The sequence below is a fragment of the Pseudomonas sp. GLN_2 genome (assembly GCF_043106005.1).
In the GTDB taxonomy this organism is placed as follows: Bacteria; Pseudomonadota; Gammaproteobacteria; order Pseudomonadales; family Pseudomonadaceae; genus Aquipseudomonas; species Aquipseudomonas alloputida.
Genome location: NZ_JBICMC010000098.1, coordinates 24,583 through 37,385, shown reverse-complemented (window position 1 = coordinate 37,385; position 12,803 = coordinate 24,583). Strand labels below are relative to the sequence as shown.

General features: G+C 62.5%; 13 protein-coding genes. 7 read left to right on the top strand and 6 right to left on the bottom strand.

The window, feature by feature from the left end:
• Nucleotides 1-119: 119 nt before the first annotated feature.
• Nucleotides 120-1,754 carry a methyl-accepting chemotaxis protein McpP gene (mcpP, locus tag ACF8Q6_RS24275; RefSeq protein ID WP_392491215.1) on the bottom strand — a complete coding sequence of 545 codons (1,635 nt, stop codon included), beginning with the start codon at nucleotides 1,752-1,754 and terminating at the stop codon, nucleotides 120-122.
• Nucleotides 1,755-2,054: 300 nt separating this feature from the next.
• Here mcpP and ACF8Q6_RS24270 point away from each other — a divergent pair, with 300 nt between their 5' ends.
• Together ACF8Q6_RS24270 and ACF8Q6_RS24265 are read left to right on the top strand one after the other, a co-directional pair.
• Entirely contained in the window at nucleotides 2,055-2,885 is an 831-nt protein-coding gene (locus tag ACF8Q6_RS24270; RefSeq protein ID WP_003253910.1) for an undecaprenyl-diphosphate phosphatase, read from the top strand.
• Nucleotides 2,878-3,291: a DUF1294 domain-containing protein gene (locus ACF8Q6_RS24265; protein WP_392491214.1), complete on the top strand. Its 414-nt coding sequence runs from the start codon at nucleotides 2,878-2,880 to the stop codon at nucleotides 3,289-3,291. Before ACF8Q6_RS24270 ends, ACF8Q6_RS24265 begins: the two co-directional genes overlap by 8 nt.
• A gap of 58 nt (nucleotides 3,292-3,349) precedes the next feature.
• Here ACF8Q6_RS24265 and ACF8Q6_RS24260 read toward each other — a convergent pair whose 3' ends face one another.
• Together ACF8Q6_RS24260 and ACF8Q6_RS24255 are read right to left on the bottom strand one after the other, a co-directional pair.
• Nucleotides 3,350-3,709 carry an MmcQ/YjbR family DNA-binding protein gene (locus tag ACF8Q6_RS24260; RefSeq protein WP_012052560.1) on the bottom strand — a complete coding sequence of 120 codons (360 nt, stop codon included), beginning with the start codon at nucleotides 3,707-3,709 and terminating at the stop codon, nucleotides 3,350-3,352.
• Nucleotides 3,702-4,604: a LysR substrate-binding domain-containing protein gene (locus ACF8Q6_RS24255; RefSeq protein WP_003253907.1), complete on the bottom strand. Its 903-nt coding sequence runs from the start codon at nucleotides 4,602-4,604 to the stop codon at nucleotides 3,702-3,704. Before ACF8Q6_RS24255 ends, ACF8Q6_RS24260 begins: the two co-directional genes overlap by 8 nt.
• Before the next feature lie 133 nt (nucleotides 4,605-4,737).
• Between ACF8Q6_RS24255 and ACF8Q6_RS24250 the strand changes: the two genes are divergently transcribed.
• On the top strand, nucleotides 4,738-5,349 hold the full coding sequence (locus tag ACF8Q6_RS24250; RefSeq protein ID WP_003253906.1) for an FMN-dependent NADH-azoreductase: 612 nt from the start codon (nucleotides 4,738-4,740) through the stop codon (nucleotides 5,347-5,349).
• 68 nt (nucleotides 5,350-5,417) lie between these two features.
• Here ACF8Q6_RS24250 and ACF8Q6_RS24245 read toward each other — a convergent pair whose 3' ends face one another.
• The 3 genes from ACF8Q6_RS24245 to ACF8Q6_RS24235 all read right to left on the bottom strand — a co-directional run bounded on the left by ACF8Q6_RS24245 (nucleotide 5,418) and on the right by ACF8Q6_RS24235 (nucleotide 9,292).
• Nucleotides 5,418-6,620, bottom strand: a complete 1,203-nt coding sequence (locus ACF8Q6_RS24245) for an NAD(P)/FAD-dependent oxidoreductase (protein ID WP_392491213.1) — start codon at nucleotides 6,618-6,620, stop codon at nucleotides 5,418-5,420.
• An 80-nt stretch (nucleotides 6,621-6,700) separates the two neighbouring features.
• Nucleotides 6,701-7,300 carry a cupin domain-containing protein gene (locus ACF8Q6_RS24240; protein WP_392491212.1) on the bottom strand — a complete coding sequence of 200 codons (600 nt, stop codon included), beginning with the start codon at nucleotides 7,298-7,300 and terminating at the stop codon, nucleotides 6,701-6,703.
• Between the two features lie 39 nt (nucleotides 7,301-7,339).
• On the bottom strand, nucleotides 7,340-9,292 hold the full coding sequence (locus ACF8Q6_RS24235) for an FAD-dependent oxidoreductase (RefSeq protein WP_392491211.1): 1,953 nt from the start codon (nucleotides 9,290-9,292) through the stop codon (nucleotides 7,340-7,342).
• Between the two features lie 173 nt (nucleotides 9,293-9,465).
• Between ACF8Q6_RS24235 and ACF8Q6_RS24230 the strand changes: the two genes are divergently transcribed.
• The 4 genes from ACF8Q6_RS24230 to ACF8Q6_RS24215 all read left to right on the top strand — a co-directional run bounded on the left by ACF8Q6_RS24230 (nucleotide 9,466) and on the right by ACF8Q6_RS24215 (nucleotide 12,725).
• Nucleotides 9,466-10,509, top strand: coding sequence for an ABC transporter substrate-binding protein (locus ACF8Q6_RS24230; protein ID WP_014591262.1), 1,044 nt, complete (start codon nucleotides 9,466-9,468; stop codon nucleotides 10,507-10,509).
• Nucleotides 10,463-11,287, top strand: coding sequence for a class II aldolase/adducin family protein (locus ACF8Q6_RS24225; RefSeq protein WP_392491210.1), 825 nt, complete (start codon nucleotides 10,463-10,465; stop codon nucleotides 11,285-11,287). The genes ACF8Q6_RS24230 and ACF8Q6_RS24225 overlap by 47 nt, the downstream gene beginning before the upstream one ends.
• 162 nt (nucleotides 11,288-11,449) lie before the next feature.
• Nucleotides 11,450-12,334, top strand: coding sequence for an EamA family transporter (locus ACF8Q6_RS24220; RefSeq protein ID WP_003253899.1), 885 nt, complete (start codon nucleotides 11,450-11,452; stop codon nucleotides 12,332-12,334).
• A 70-nt stretch (nucleotides 12,335-12,404) separates the two neighbouring features.
• The gene (locus ACF8Q6_RS24215) at nucleotides 12,405-12,725 is read left to right on the top strand and encodes a YbjQ family protein (protein ID WP_003253898.1); all 321 of its coding nucleotides are present in this window, start codon (nucleotides 12,405-12,407) and stop codon (nucleotides 12,723-12,725) included.
• Nucleotides 12,726-12,803 lie beyond the last annotated feature (78 nt).

Below are 12,803 nucleotides of genomic sequence, written 5' to 3'. Positions count from 1 at the left end.
CCAATCGCGCCAGCTTTCAGAAATTGAGCAAGACAGAGCTCCCACAGGTGCAGCGCAGGCTTCAAGGTCACGCGATACCTGCTGGAGCAGGCATGCCCGCACCCACAAAGGGCTTGTTCTCAGACCCGGAACTGCCGCAACAACTGCTCCAGCTCTTCGCTCAACCGCCCCAATGCCACCCCGGCATCGCTGGACTGACGCGCCGCATCGGCGGTCTGCTGCGACAACCCGGCAGTATCCAGCACATTGCGGTTGATCTCTTCGACCACATGCGACTGCTGCAAGGTAGCGCTGGCAATGGAGGCATTCAATGCGGTGAGGTTGTTCAGCACCTGGTTGATGGCGTCCAGGCTGGCGCCGGCCTCGCGGGCTTGTTCGACAGTCTGGCGCGATGCCTCGCTGCTGGTGTCTATGGCCTTGACCGCAGCGTCCGACTGACTCTGCAGGTGCTCGATCATGGTATGAATCTCGGCCGTCGATTGTGCTGTACGCTGGGCCAGCAGCCGCACCTCGTCGGCGACCACGGCAAAGCCCCGGCCTTGCTCGCCAGCCCGTGCCGCCTCGATGGCGGCATTCAGCGCCAGCAGGTTGGTCTGTTCGGCAATGGAACGAATCACGTCCAGCACGCCGCCGATGCGCGTGCTGTGGCCGGCCAGGTCGCGGATTACCTGTACGGCCTCATCGATGGTCACCGACAGGCGGTCGATCTGCGCCAGGCTGCCGTGGATGGCCTGCTGGCCGTGCGTCACCTGTTGTTGTGCCGTCCGCATTTCTCCGGCGGCCTGTTCAGCGGTCTTGGCCACGTCCTGCACGGCGTAGGTCACCTCATTGACTGCAGTGGCCACCTGGTCCATCTGTAACGATTGCTGGGCACTGCGCTGTTGTGCGGCACCCGCATTGTCACCGACGTGCCCGGCGGACTGGGCCAATGCGTGGGCCGCGCCTTGCAGCTGGCCGACGACACCTTGCAGTTTGCCGTTGAAACGGTTGAAGTGCTCGCCCAGGTGGGTGATCTCGTCGCTGCCATGGGTGTCCAGGCGCCGGGTCAGGTCGCTTTCGCCGCTGGCGATGTTGCCCATCGCCTGTACCGCTTCCTGCAGCGGGCGGGCGATGCTGCGGGCGATCAGCATGACCACCAGCGCCATCAGCAGGGCAATGCCCACACCAACCAGCGAAGCGTCGCGCAACTGGCGAGCGAATTCGGCCTGCACGTCATCGACGTACACGCCCGAACCGATGATCCAGCCCCACGGCTTGAACAACTGAATATACGAGGTCTTGGCTACCGGCTCACTGGCGCCGGGCTTGGGCCAGCGATAGTTGACCGGGCCGGCGTCCTGCTGGCGGGCAAGGGCGACCATTTCGTTGAACACGGCGAAACCATCGGGGTCGCGGATGGCGGAAAGGTCCTGGCCGTCGAGCTTGGGGTTGGCCGGATGCATGATCATCTTCGGCCCCAGGTCGTTGATCCAGAAATAGTCGTCATGGTCGTAGCGCAGCGCGCGCACTACTTGCAGCGCCTGTTGCTGGGCGGTTTCGCGGCTGAGCGTGCCGGCAGCTTCCAGGCCTTGGTAATAGGCCAGCACACCCGCGGCGGTTTGCACCACATGGCGGGTTTTCTCTGCCTTGGCCTGGTACAGGTCGCCATGGATCTGCCGCAGCATCAGCAGGCCCAGTACCACCAGCATGGCCACCGCCACCACAAGGATCAGCCACAGGCGCTGACTGATTGACATCGATCTCAAAGTGTTCATCCATCAGCTCCCGCATTGTTCTTTTTATTAAGGTGCATCGAAGCATGCTTTGCAGCGAGCCCACACTCGACTAATGGCTAAGTGCTATGTTGGTGATAGTCTGCAACGGGTCGGGTAAAGCGATTGCCAAGGGGCTCTGTCAGGATTTCGGCCGCGCAAGATGAAACCTTTAACAGGCGTGAACTTTTCTACTGGCGTTGCGCCCAACAGTCGCTGTAAAACAGCCGGGCCGTGTAAGGCAATTTCAAGCAAATCAAGAACAAGGGGCCTGCGACAAGCAGCGCTCCATCCGGGGGAATGATGGATTTTTGGACTGCCTTCCAGGCAATCATCTTAGGCGTGGTCGAAGGGCTGACGGAGTTTCTGCCGATCTCCAGTACCGGTCACCAGATTATCGTCGCCGACTTGATCGGTTTTGGCGGCGAACGGGCCATGGCTTTCAACATCATCATTCAGCTGGCGGCGATCCTGGCGGTGGTGTGGGAGTTTCGCAGCAAGATTTTCGAAGTGGTCTTCGGCCTGACCCACCAGCCCAAGGCGCGCCGCTTCACGGGCAACCTGCTGCTGGCGTTCATGCCGGCGGTGGTCCTGGGTGTGCTGTTCGCCGACCTTATTCACGAATACCTGTTCAACCCCGTCACCGTGGCGGCGGCACTGGTGGTGGGTGGCGTCATCATGCTCTGGGCCGAGCGCCGTGAGCACCGTGTGGAGGTGGACCATGTGGACGACATGCGCTGGAGCCATGCGCTGAAAATAGGCTTCATCCAGTGCCTGGCGATGATCCCGGGCACGTCGCGCTCCGGTTCGACCATTATCGGTGGCCTGCTGTTCGGCCTGTCGCGCAAGGCAGCGACCGAGTTCTCGTTCTTCCTGGCAATGCCGACCATGGTCGGTGCGGCGGTGTATTCGGGCTACAAATACCGTGACTTGTTCCAGCCCGGCGATCTGCCAGTGTTCGCGCTCGGCTTCGTGACCTCGTTCATCTTCGCCATGATTGCCGTACGGGCGTTGCTCAAGTTCATTGCCAACCATAGCTACGCGGCATTTGCCTGGTATCGCATTGTGTTCGGCCTGTTCATTCTGGCGACCTGGCAGTTCGGTTGGGTCGACTGGTCCACGGCACATGGCTGAGGCGCTGCGTGGGCAACGGGCTGAAGGTGTGCGCAATGTGCGCCTGAAGCTGCTGCTGTTGGGCGTGCTTTGCCTGTTGCCCGGCCTGGGGGCGGCGCGCATGGCCTGGAACGATCAGGCCTGGTGGCCGTTGGCGTTGTACCCGGCCATGAGCCTGATCAGCCTGTTGCTGTATTGGCAGGACAAGCAGCAGGCCCGTAACCAAACCTGGCGTACACCCGAGAAAGTGCTGCATGCCAGCGAGTTGCTCGGTGGTTGGCCAGGGGCGCTGTTGGCGCAGCAGCTGTTTCGGCACAAGACCCGCAAGGTGTCGTTCCAGTTGGTGTGCTGGGGGATTGTGCTGCTGCACCAGGTGTTCTGGGCAGACTGGCTGTTTCTTGACGGGCGTTATCTGCCCCTTGGTTGATGTGCAGTTGTGCCGGCCTCTTCGCGGGTAATGCCGCGAAAGGGCCGGTACAGGTAGATCACATGACCAACCCCACCTGCAACCGCTTGGGCAACCGACGCACTACCAGCTGGTGCGACCGCTGCAACACATCACACAGTTCATCACGCCCCATGGGGTAGGGCGGCGCCATGCTGACCCATCGCGCCCGCGCCAGGTACGGCGCCGGACGTATCCCGGGGCGATCGCAATAACCCAGAAACAGCTCGTCGGCTACCTTGAACGACAACCCGGCACCCGCCAGGTCGAGCACCGCGAACATCTTGTTTTCTGCCACCGAAAACACTCGGATGCCGCCCCATTTGTAGTCTTCCCGCGCCCCCGGCAGGCTCAGGCAAAATGCCGCCACCTGGGCCTCGCTCATCTTCCGTTCAGACATACCGCTCTCCACAAGCCTCGAATGACGCCGCCAGGTGATCGATCCACACCCGGACCGCAGGCAGCAGGCCGCGCCGGTGTGGGTAAACCGCCTGCAGGTAGCCCCCCGGCAGCGACCAGTCTGGCAGCAGGCGCACCAGTTCGCCGCGTTCCAGTTCCTCTTCACAGAACATGCTGGGCAGCGCAGTGAACCCCAGCCCGGCACGTACAGCAGCGTTACGTACTACGAAATCATCGATCGCCAAGCGTGGCTCCAGCGCTATTTCCTGCTGCTTGCCATGGGGGCCGAACAGGCGGAAGTGTACCAGCCGGTCCGCTTCGGCTGCGCCCAGCACGGGCAAAGATGCCAGCTCGCCCGGTTCGCGAATGTGGTCGGCAAAACCGGGTGCAGCCACCAGTTGCATTTGTGCCTGGCGCAGGCGGCGGGTGACCAGGGCCGGGTCTTCGTCGCCCAGGTCGCGTACGCGCAACGCTACGTCAATGCCTTCGGAAATCAGGTCGACCCGGCGGTTGAGCAATACCATGTCCAGTTGCACCAGCGGGTACTGCTCGAGAAAGCGGCTGATCACATCCGGCAGGAAGGCGTGTGCCAGTGCCACCGGGCAGGAAACCCGCAAACGCCCACGCGGTTCACTGCTCATGCTGGCCACGGTTTCGTCGGCGGCTTCGGCCTCCAGCAGCATGGCCTGACAATGATGCAAGTAACGTTCACCTACTGCGGTGAGCTTGAGTTGCCGTGTGGTGCGCTGCAACAGGCGTGTGCCCAGGCGCTCTTCAAGCTCGGCGATACGCCGCGACAGGCGCGACTTGGGGATACCCAGCTGGCGCCCGGCGGCGGCGAATCCGCCGGCTTCGACGACGCGCGCAAAGTAGAAGAGGTCGTTGAGGTCTTGCATGGGCATGTCTCACTGTTCCATCTGTGGGACAAACTAACGCATTTTTGCTTACTTATCAGCTATTGATCACTTCGATAGGATTCTCCCCATCGTGATCGCCCACAGATGCGGTCTTCACTCACAGGAGAGTCCCATGAAACTGTTGCACATCGATTCGAGCATCCTGGGCGACAATTCCGCCTCGCGTCAGCTGAGCCGCGAAGTGGTCGAAGCCTGGAAGGCTGCAGACCCCAGCGTTGAGGTGGTTTACCGCGACCTGGCTGCCGATGCCATTGCCCACTTCTCCGCCGCCACCCTGGTCGCTGCAGGCACCCCTGAAGACGTACGCGACGCAGCCCAGGCTTTCGAAGCCAAGCTGAGCGCCGAGACGCTCGAAGAGTTTCTGGCTGCCGATGCCGTGGTGATTGGCGCGCCAATGTACAACTTCACCGTGCCGACCCAGCTGAAAGCCTGGATTGACCGTGTGGCCGTCGCCGGCAAGACCTTCAGCTACACCGAAGCCGGCCCGCAAGGCCTGTGCGGCAACAAGAAAGTGGTGCTGGTTTCCACTGCGGGTGGCCTGCACGCTGGCCAGCCGACTGGCGCCGGGCATGAAGACTTCCTGAAAGTGTTCCTGGGCTTCATTGGTATTACCGACCTGGAAATTGTCCGGGCCCACGGCCTGGCCTACGGCCCGGAGCAGCGCAGCCAGGCGATCGATGCTGCACAGGCGCAGATTGCCAACGAGCTGTTTGCGGCTGCCTGATCAAGGGAGCGGTGGGTTGCAAGCGTGGCCCTGTCGAGAGACGAGGCCACTCCAACCCGTAGAAGCGTTCAGGCTACCGGAATAAGCGGATCAGCGGCTGCCAAGGCTGCTGCACGGTCAGCCGCTGGCGGATAAATCCACACTGAATTGATCTGGCGCTTCAACGCCTTGGCTTCGGCCTTGTCCTCCGGTGGCGAAACCTCACGGTCCCATCCTTCGGTGTACACCGCGCCCCAAGCCCCCAGGTCCAGGCAGGTCACGTACTTGGGCTGGCTGTAAGCCATCGGTGCCACGCCAATCAGCTCGGCCGCGGCATTGTTGCCTGCGTGGCGCCCCAGCGGAATCGCATGCTGGCACGACATCATTGCAGGGTTGCCAAGCGCGTCACAGGTGGCGTAAGCCACGTCTCCCGCGGCATACACGGCATCATTGCCCTTGACCTTCAGGTTGCCATCGACATGCAAGCGGCCCCGGTTGTCGCGCTCGCCGCTGATCTGTTCGGTGAGCGGGTTGGCCTTGAAGCCAACCGTCCAGACCACTGTGCTGGCGTCGATACGCTGGCCGTTGTCCAGCTGCACACCGGCAGGGTCTACCGAAACTACTGTGGCACCGCAAACCCACTCCACGCCCAGGGCCTCGCATGCCTGCTCGATGGCTGGGCGGATGCCGTCACCCAGGGCTGCGCCAATCCTGGCGCCGCGGTCGATTACCACTACGCACAACGCGGCGTCTTCACCCAGTATCGCGCGCAAGCGGGCCGGCAGTTCGGTGGCCGTCTCGATGCCGGTAAAACCGCCCCCGGCTACCACTACGGTATTGCGTGCCGGCGTGTTCGGCAGGCTGGCCAGTGACTTCAGGTGGGTTTCCAGGCGTGCGGCGCTGTCGAGCTTGTCGACGTCGAAGGCATGCTCGATGCCGACCATGTCAGGGCGCTCAAGCTCACTGCCGCAGGCCATTATCAGACGGTCGTAGGGCAGGGTGCAGCGAGTGCCGCTGCGGGTGCGATAGCCCACGCGACGTGCCGCTTCATCGATGTGGTATGCCGTGCCCTGCACGAAACGGACATTGACAGCGTCGAACAGCGCCTGCAGGGGTGCGGCCAGGGTATGCACGTCTGGCTCGTAGAAGCGCGGACGCACATGCAGCTCAGCCTGGGGCGCGAGCAAGGTGACCTCGACGCCCTTGCTGCCGTTGAGGTCAAGCTGGCGGATGGCGCTGAGTGCGCTCCACAGGCCGGCAAAGCCCGCACCAATGATCAGGATCTGCTTCATGGTTGTGCTCCTTTGAAGTTCGGTGGACAAGGTAGACCGTATTGCCGGTCAACGGTGTTACCAGTGCTTGCCGGAGTGCTTCAGAAGGTTGGTGGCGTGATCACCCAGATCACCACGGCATCCACATCACCGGGGTTGCCGTAGCGATGGGGTTCCTGGCTCGAGAAGCTGAAGCTGTCGCCTTCACTCAGCTGGAAATGCCGCTCGCCTACCCACAGTTCAAACGTGCCACTGAGCAGGTAACCGGCTTCTTCACCGTCGTGGCTGTAGCTTTGCTGGCTGTAGGTACCTGGCGGGAAACGTGAGTGCAGCATCTCCAGCTGGCGGTTGGGCTGGGGGGTGAGCAGTTGATCGACGATGCCATCTTCGTAATGCACGCTCAGGCGGCTGTTGCGCCGCACCACAAAGCCTTGGTCTTCGGGCGCGGTGGTGGCTTCGCTGGCGAAGAACCACTGGATGGTCACGCCCAAGCTGCGGGCGATATTGAACAGCGCCGGGATCGACGGGTAGGAGAGGTTGCGCTCCAGCTGGCTGATGTAGCCTGCGGTCAGTTCACTGTGCGCGGCCAGCTCCGCCAAGGTCATGCCGCGGCGCTTGCGCAGGCCGCGGATGCGGGTGCCGAGGAACTGCGGCGCGGCGCCCCCGGGTTCGCTGGCAGTGGGCTGGGAGGGTTGGCTCATGCGCGTCGGTCCATCGCAAAAGCCGCAGTATGTACAGCCTCAGAGCGCCCAGGCAACCGTCAGGCCATCGTGAATCGCTTCTTCGGCCGTGCGCGGCGCCAGGCAGTCGCCAATCCGCCGTACGTCCACCACACCTGCCAGTTCAGTGGCCAGGTGGTCTTGCGGTAGATGCCCCATGCACAGCACCAGGGTGTCGATGCCTTCGAAGATCATCGGATCGCCGCTGGCGGTGTGCTGCAAATACACCGTGTTGTCGTCGCTGCCATACAGGCGTGCGTATGGAGTGACAGGGATACCCAGGCGATGCAGCTCGCCGGCCAGTTGGTCACGTACATAAAGCGGCAGGCTCTCGCCGCAATGAGTGCCGTTGACCGCCAACTGGACCTGATGACCTTCGCGCACCAGGCGTTCGGCGATACCGGGGCCTATCCAGTCACAGCGCCAGTCGATCACCAGCACCGAACGCCCCGGTTTCACCTCATTGCGCAGCACTTGCCAGGCGTCCACTACCTGAAGCTCGCCGGTACGCTCGAACGCCGGCCAGTAGGGTGTGGCGCCGGTAGCGGCAATGACCAGATCAGGGCGCTCACGTTCGACCAGCGCGCGGTCGACCCGGGTGTTGCGCACCACTTCTACACCTGCCAGGGCCATTTCCCGTTGAAGGTTGGTGCTGGCGCCACCGAACTCGCTGCGCCGTGGCAGCAGTTGGGCCAGCAGCACCTGCCCACCGAGCTGCGGGCCCGCCTCGTACAGCGTGACCTGGTGCCCGCGCGCGGCGGCCACGGCGGCGGCCTTCATGCCGGCAGGCCCGCCGCCGGCGACCATTATGCGCTTGGGCGAGGAAGTGGGCGTGAGCTGCCCATACTGCAACTCACGCCCGGTTTCCGGGCGCTGGATGCAGGAAATGGGCAAACCACGATGGAAATGGCCGATGCATGCCTGGTTGCAGGCGATGCAGGCGCGCACGTCTTCGACCTGGCCGCGTTCGGTCTTGCCTGGCATCGACGGATCGCAGATCAGCGCCCGGGTCATGCCGCACACATCAGCCTGGCCGCGGGCCAGGATCAGCTCGGCTTCCTGGGGCTGGTTGATGCGCCCGGTGACGAACAGGGGTATAGCCAGTTGTTGCTTGAAGGTGCCAGCCTCGCGGGCCAGGTACGCCGGTTCGATGGCCATCGGTGGCACGATATGGACCGCGCCACCCAGCGAGGCCGAGGTACCGGCGACGACATGCAGGTAGTCGAGCTGGCCCTGCAAGGCCACGGCAGCAGCCAGTGACTCGTCTTCGCTCAAACCCTGGCTGTCGCGCTCGTCAGCGCTGATGCGCAGGCCAATGATGAACTGCTCATCGGTGGCGGCGCGCACCGCGCCCAGCACTTCGCGCAAGAACCTCAGGCGCTGATCCAGGTCACCGTTGTAGCCATCACTGCGTATGTTCACCCGGGGGTTGAGAAACTGCGCGGGCAGGTAGCCATGGCTGGCCACCACCTCGACGCCATCCAGGCCGGCCTGGTGCAGGCGGCGTGCGGCGCCGGCATAGCCCTGGACGATTTCGTCGATCATTGCCTGGTCCAGCGCCCGTGGCATCACCCGGAAGCGCTCATTGGGCACCGCAGAGGCCGAGTAGGCTACCGCTAACAGGCCGTCTGCCGATTCCATGATCTCCCGCCCGGGGTGAAACAGTTGCGACAGCACCACGGTGCCGTGCGCGTGGCAGGCCTCGGCTAGCTGGCGGTAGCCGTCGATGCAGGCATCGTCCGTGGCCATTAGCACATGCGAGGTGTAGCGGGCACTGTCGTGCACCCCGGCGACCTGCAGCACGATCAGGCCGACGCCGCCGGCAGCGCGGTCGCGCTGGTAGGCGATCAGTTTGTCGTTGACCAGGTTGTCGGTGGGCAGGCAGGTGTCGTGCCCGGTGGACATGATGCGGTTTTTCAAACGTTTGCCGCGAATCTGCAAGGGCTCGAACAGGTGTGGGAAGGCGGTCTGCATACAGGCGGCTCCGGTACGTTGTTGTTATTTTTCTATCAAAGTGTAGCAGTAGTAAAAAATCAACTTGTTTTTTTACTGGTGTCTGTCTAGGTTTTCCTCACTCGCATGGCGAGGGTGTGACCTCAAAACAACAAGAAAACGGGCCCGTCGGGCACCGCCAGGAGGAAACAACGATGCAGCTATATCCACGTGTGACCGGCCTTTGTGCAGCCTTGCTGGCCCTTGGCCTGGGCACTGCGCAAGCTGCGCAGCAGATGGTTGTGGTCGGTTATGGCGGCGCGGGCCAGAAGGCCCAGGATGAGGCGATTTTCAAGCCCTTCATTGCCCAGGACGGCAGCCAGCTGATCCAGAGTGAATACAACGGCGAAATGGCGCGGATCCAGGTCATGGCCGACACCGGCAACGTCGATTGGGATGTGGTGCAGATCGAAGGCCCTGACTTGATGCGCGGCTGCGACGAAGGGATCTACGAGCACCTGGACTGGCAGCGCCTGGGCCATGCCGCCGAACTGATCCCGGCAGCCGCACAGGATTGTGGGTCGGCCGCGCTGGTCTGGAGCGTGGCTATTGCCTACGACCGCAGCAAGCTGGCCCAGGCGCCGGCGTCGTGGGCCGACTTCTGGGACGTCGACAAGTACCCTGGCAAGCGCGGCCTGCGCAAGCGTGCGGTGTACAACCTGGAGTTCGCGCTGTTGGCTGACGGGGTCAAGGTCGAAGACGTATACCGGGTATTGTCCACGCCGGCAGGCGTCGAGCGGGCCTTCGCCAAACTCAGCGAACTCAAACCCCATATCCAGTGGTGGGACGCCGGCGCTCAACCCGCGCAATGGCTGGCAGCCGGTGACGTGGTGATGACCTCCACCTACAGCGGAAGAATTGCGGTGGCGGCGCAGCAGGGCAGCCCGTTGGCCGTGGTATGGCCTGGCAGCCTGTACGGTATGGACTATTGGGCGATCATCAAAGGCTCGCGGCATGTCGACCAGGCCAAGCGGCTGATTGCCTATGCCAATCAGCCGGATACCCAGGTGCGGTATGTACAACAGATCCCCTATGGGCCCACCAATACTCAAGCCGCGGCCAGGCTTGACCCGGCGCTGGCCGACTGGGTACCCACTTCACCGCAGAACCTGCAGGGGGCGCTGGCCATGAACGTGGAATTCTGGGTCGATCATGGCGAAGAACTGGAGCAACGCTTCAACGCCTGGGCCAGCAAATAGCCTTCAGAAAAGGGGCAACAAGATGACTGCAACGGAACTAAGCCTGCGTCGGGAGCTGGCTGCCTGCTACCGGCTGATCGCGCACTTTCGCATGACCGATCTCATCTTCACGCATATCTCCCTGCGCCTGCCTGGGCCGGAGCACCATTTCCTGATCAACCCGTATGGCTTGCTGTTCGAGGAGATCACAGCGTCCAGCCTGGTGAGGATCGACCTGCAGGGGCAGCCGGTGGGGGCTGCTCGTCACCCGGTCAATCCGGCCGGGTTCGTCATTCACAGTGCCATTCACGCTGCCCGCGAGGATGCCCGGTGCGTGCTGCACACCCACACCCGCGCAGGCTGCGCGGTGGCCGCACTGGAATGTGGCCTGCTGCCGGTCAACCAGATGTCCATGGAGTTTTACGGCAACGTGGCTTACCACGCCTACGAGGGCGTCGCGCTGGACATGGATGAACAGCAACGGCTGGTGGCCGACCTGGGCAACAAGCCAGTGATGCTGCTGCGCAACCATGGGCTGTTGACCACGGGGCGCAGTGTGGCTGAAGCCTTCTTGCGCATGTACTACCTGGAGAAGGCTTGCGAGATCCAGTTGGCGGCGCAAAGTGCTGGGCAACTGGTATTGCCGTCGACCGACGTGTGCGTGCGTACCGAACGGCAGTTCAACGCGCCGGGGAGAGGGTTGAAGCAGGGGGAACTGACCGACCCGGATGCGCTGCAATTGGCGTGGGCGGCATTGTTGCGAATGTTGGAAAAGGTGGCGCCTGGTTATCAGGATTGAACCTGTGCTTGCTGATTTGGCGGTTAGTCGTGCAAACGACAGCGGGCGGACGGAACAGTCACTGTAGTGCAACCATTGCTTTAAACTGTGCTGGTCCCTTCTCAAGGAATACCGTTATGCTGTAACGAAATATGTCTAAAAAGCCTGCAGAAGGAAGTCGCAATGCCACTCAAGGACCTGCTTATCGCCCTGGTGGTGATTGTCGCCTGGGGCGTCAACTTTGTGGTCATCAAGGTTGGCCTCGACGGGCTGCCACCGATGTTGCTGGGGGCATTGCGTTTCTTGCTGGTGGCGTTCCCGGCGATCTTGCTGGTCAGGCGGCCGAAACTGCCGTGGCGCTGGCTGATCGCTTACGGTGCGACCATTTCACTGGGCCAGTTCGCGTTCCTGTTTCAGGCCATGTACAGCGGCATGCCGCCAGGGTTGGCTTCGTTGATCCTGCAGTCGCAAGCCTTCTTCACCCTCGGTTTTGCGGCGTTGTTTCTCGGTGAGCGGCTGCGCCTGGCCAGCGTGCTGGGGCTGCTGGTGGCGGCCGGCGGCCTGGCACTGATCGGCAGCGAAGACGGCGGCCATGTGCCCATGCTGGCGTTGGTGCTGACCCTGTGTGGCGGTGCAATGTGGGGCCTGGGCAACATCATTACCCGGCGGTTCGGCTCGGTCGACCTGGTCGCGTTGGTGATCTGGGGTGGGCTGATCCCGCCACTGCCATTCCTGGCACTGTCCTGGTGGCTGGAAGGCCCCGAGCGCATTGGCCATGCCTTGGCCAATATCAGTTGGAGTTCGGTGCTGGCCCTGGCGTATTTGGCCTTTGTGGCCACCATGCTCGGCTACAGCCTGTGGAGCAAGTTGCTGTCGCGTCACCCGGCAGGCAAAGTGGCGCCGTTCTCGCTGCTGGTACCGGTGATTGGCCTGAGTTCGTCGGCGTTACTGCTGGGAGAGCGCCTGACCGCTACGCAGGGCTGGGGCGCATTGCTGGTGATGGCCGGCCTGCTGGTGAATGTATTCGGTGCGCGCATCGGTCAGCGTTTGCGGGCTGCCAACGCGTAAAGCGCTTAAATCTGCCGACCTGCGCTCTGTTAGAATCGGCCTCTTTTTGCCAGGCCAACGGAGCGCATACATGATCATTTCCACCACCAGCCAGCTCGAAGGCCGTCCGATTGCCGAATACCTGGGCGTGGTCAGTTCCGAATCGGTGCAGGGCATCAACTTCGTGCGCGATTTCTTTACACGGTTTCGCGACTTCTTCGGTGGCCGCTCACAAACCCTGGAAAGCGCGCTGCGCGAGGCCCGAGAGCAGGCCACTGAAGAACTCAAGGCCCGGGCACGACAGTTGCAAGCCGATGCGGTAGTGGGGGTGGATTTTGAGATCAGCATGCCGTCGGTACAGGGTGGCATGGTCGTGGTATTTGCCACCGGTACGGCAGTACGCCTGAAGTAAAGCCTTTTGCCATTGGTCGGCTGCAAGGTTCTTGTCCGGTCGGTCCGCAAATGACCAGCTAGTCTCACTTTCACAGGC

Excerpts from the sequence above, each read along its gene's own strand:
- mcpP (WP_392491215.1), bottom strand. The coding sequence starts at position 1,754 with ATGAACACTTTGAGATCGATGTCAATCAGTCAGCGCCTGTGGCTGATC.
- ACF8Q6_RS24270 (WP_003253910.1), top strand. The coding sequence starts at position 2,055 with ATGGATTTTTGGACTGCCTTCCAGGCAATCATCTTAGGCGTGGTCGAA.
- ACF8Q6_RS24265 (WP_392491214.1), top strand. The coding sequence starts at position 2,878 with ATGGCTGAGGCGCTGCGTGGGCAACGGGCTGAAGGTGTGCGCAATGTG.
- ACF8Q6_RS24260 (WP_012052560.1), bottom strand. The coding sequence starts at position 3,709 with ATGTCTGAACGGAAGATGAGCGAGGCCCAGGTGGCGGCATTTTGCCTG.
- ACF8Q6_RS24255 (WP_003253907.1), bottom strand. The coding sequence starts at position 4,604 with ATGCAAGACCTCAACGACCTCTTCTACTTTGCGCGCGTCGTCGAAGCC.
- ACF8Q6_RS24250 (WP_003253906.1), top strand. The coding sequence starts at position 4,738 with ATGAAACTGTTGCACATCGATTCGAGCATCCTGGGCGACAATTCCGCC.
- ACF8Q6_RS24245 (WP_392491213.1), bottom strand. The coding sequence starts at position 6,620 with ATGAAGCAGATCCTGATCATTGGTGCGGGCTTTGCCGGCCTGTGGAGC.
- ACF8Q6_RS24240 (WP_392491212.1), bottom strand. The coding sequence starts at position 7,300 with ATGAGCCAACCCTCCCAGCCCACTGCCAGCGAACCCGGGGGCGCCGCG.
- ACF8Q6_RS24235 (WP_392491211.1), bottom strand. The coding sequence starts at position 9,292 with ATGCAGACCGCCTTCCCACACCTGTTCGAGCCCTTGCAGATTCGCGGC.
- ACF8Q6_RS24230 (WP_014591262.1), top strand. The coding sequence starts at position 9,466 with ATGCAGCTATATCCACGTGTGACCGGCCTTTGTGCAGCCTTGCTGGCC.
- ACF8Q6_RS24225 (WP_392491210.1), top strand. The coding sequence starts at position 10,463 with ATGGCGAAGAACTGGAGCAACGCTTCAACGCCTGGGCCAGCAAATAGC.
- ACF8Q6_RS24220 (WP_003253899.1), top strand. The coding sequence starts at position 11,450 with ATGCCACTCAAGGACCTGCTTATCGCCCTGGTGGTGATTGTCGCCTGG.
- ACF8Q6_RS24215 (WP_003253898.1), top strand. The coding sequence starts at position 12,405 with ATGATCATTTCCACCACCAGCCAGCTCGAAGGCCGTCCGATTGCCGAA.